This window comes from Mesorhizobium sp. M7A.F.Ca.CA.002.09.1.1 (assembly GCF_003998555.1).
In the GTDB taxonomy this organism is placed as follows: Bacteria; Pseudomonadota; Alphaproteobacteria; order Rhizobiales; family Rhizobiaceae; genus Mesorhizobium; species Mesorhizobium ciceri.
The window spans coordinates 1-1,913 of record NZ_RZRR01000991.1; the positions used below are offsets into that span (position 1 = coordinate 1).

Below are 1,913 nucleotides of genomic sequence, written 5' to 3' on the forward strand. Positions count from 1 at the left end.
TCTTGAAGTAGAGCCAATCCTTGCAATGCAGTGCGGTGGCCGCCCGCTCCAGCATGTCGGGATGGTTCTTTTTCATGAAGGCAAGCTGGGCGCCTTGCTGGCAGGAATTCAGCCCCGTGCCGGTCAGTTCGAACCGCCTGCGATCCCGGGGATCGGCGCGCATCTCGTCCACCAAACGTCCGGCGCGGGCATCGAGCCACAGCCAGGCGCGCGAGACAGGCATGCCGTCGCTATCGATCAGCCAGGTTCCGTCGCCTTGCCCGGTGATGGCCACCGCCGCGATTCGTTGCGCGAGGTCGGGAATCTTGGCCGCGAGATCGCGAACGGTCCGCGCCATGTCGCGCCAGGTCTGGTCGAGGTCCTGCTCGGCGCCGCCGCCTTCCAGCGTGACGAAGCTATTGGGCACCGACGTCATGGCGAGCTGCCGCCCGGACAGATCGAAAGCGATCGATTTGATCACCGACGTTCCCGCGTCGATGCCGATCAGCAGGTCTTTCATGCCGCAAATTCCGATTGGTTGCGAAGGCAGTTCACGAGGGCAGTCATTTCGTAGAAGAGACAGGGGGTGTCCGCAAGGACACCCCCTGTGCAGGTATTACTCAGACAGCACGAAGGGTGCGGTGTACTTGTCGACATTGTCCTTGGTGATGAGAAGGCAATCGAACAGCTGCTTCTCGGTCGCCGCACCGGTGGCACCCGTCTTGATAAACGAGTCCGCCTGCTGCACGGCCTTGGCCGAGAAGATGGCGACCGGCTGCAGCACGGTGTACTGCAGTTCACCGGACTTGATCGCCGCAACCGCGTCCGGGGAGCCGTCGAAGCCACCGACCTTGATGCCGGCGAGCTTGCCAGCTTCCTTCAGCGCCGCAACCGCGCCGAGAGCCATTTCGTCATTGCCGCTGATCACGGCGATGATGTCGGGATTGGCTTGCAGCATGCTCTGCATCTTGTCGTGGCCCTGGGTACGATCCCAGTTGGCGACCTGCGAAGCAGCCTTTTCGAGATCCGGGTACTGGCTCAGCACAGTCGCGTAACCGTTCGAGCGCGTGGCGGCATTGTTGTCCGACGGGGCGCCGAGCAGTTCGACATATTTGCCCTTTTCACCGACGGCCTGCACCCACTGCTGGGCACCGAGAGCAGCGCCCTGCGCGTTGTTGGAAACGAGCTGCCCCTTGGCGAGGCCTTCCTGGTTGATCTCGGCATTGACAAGGAACACCGGGATGTTGGCTGCAATCGCCTTCTTCACCGCACCGACAGAGCCGTCGGCGTTGGCCGGATCGAGAATGATCGCCACCGACTTGTTGGTGATGGCGGTGTCGATCAAATTGCTTTCGGTATTGGTATCGCCCTTGTGGGCGCCGACATTGGCCGTATAGCCAAGCTTCTCGGCCTCGGCCTTGGCGACGTTGCCCTCGGTCAGCCAGTAGGGATTGGCCGGATCGTTGACGATGATCGAGATCAGGCCCGCGGCTGACGCGGCGGCCGTGAACCCAACGACCATCGCGGCCGCGAGCAGACTTTTCAGCATGGTTTTCATGTACATTCCTCCAATGATTACGCGGTGTTGCTGCCAGTTCACCTGGCAGTCTTCCCTTGGGCAGGATTGGCCGGTTCGGCCTTCCCCCGTTTCTGAGAAGTCGGTTGGCCACCTGTCGCGCTTGGGAGCTTGCTGCGGCGGCGATACTGAACGGCATTGAGGAGCACGGCGAGCACGATGACCGCGCCGGTGAACACTGTCTGCCAGTAGGATGAGATGCCGATGATCACCAGACCGTCGGACAGGAAGCCGATGACGAAGGCCCCGAGCAGGGTTCCGCGGATGTTGCCGCGGCCGCCGGTCAGTGCCGCGCCGCCATTGCCGGCCTGATCCTGTCCTCGCAGCTTACATCGGCGGGACCGACCGCCGGCCCCAC

Annotated in this window: 2 protein-coding genes and 2 pseudogenes; 1 reads left to right on the plus strand and 3 read right to left on the minus strand. The window is 62.6% G+C overall.

Translation table 11 applies throughout. The annotated features are described in order from the left end of the window. The 3 genes and pseudogenes from EN994_RS29325 to EN994_RS29335 form a co-directional block, all read right to left on the minus strand. On the minus strand, nt 1–499 hold a 499-nt coding region (locus tag EN994_RS29325; protein WP_245466116.1), incomplete at its 3' end, for an FGGY family carbohydrate kinase. Between the two features lie 96 nt (nt 500–595). Next, nucleotides 596–1,543, minus strand: a complete 948-nt coding sequence (locus EN994_RS29330) for a D-ribose ABC transporter substrate-binding protein (RefSeq protein ID WP_023756738.1) — start codon at nt 1,541–1,543, stop codon at nt 596–598. 32 nt (nt 1,544–1,575) lie between these two features. After that, a pseudogene (locus EN994_RS29335) lies at nt 1,576–1,854 on the minus strand (ABC transporter permease); the annotation flags it as partial. On the opposite strand from EN994_RS29335, the pseudogene EN994_RS36465 reads away from it, so the two are divergent. Next, nucleotides 1,834–1,913: pseudogene (locus EN994_RS36465) on the plus strand (ABC transporter permease); the annotation flags it as partial. The pseudogenes EN994_RS29335 and EN994_RS36465 overlap by 21 nt on opposite strands.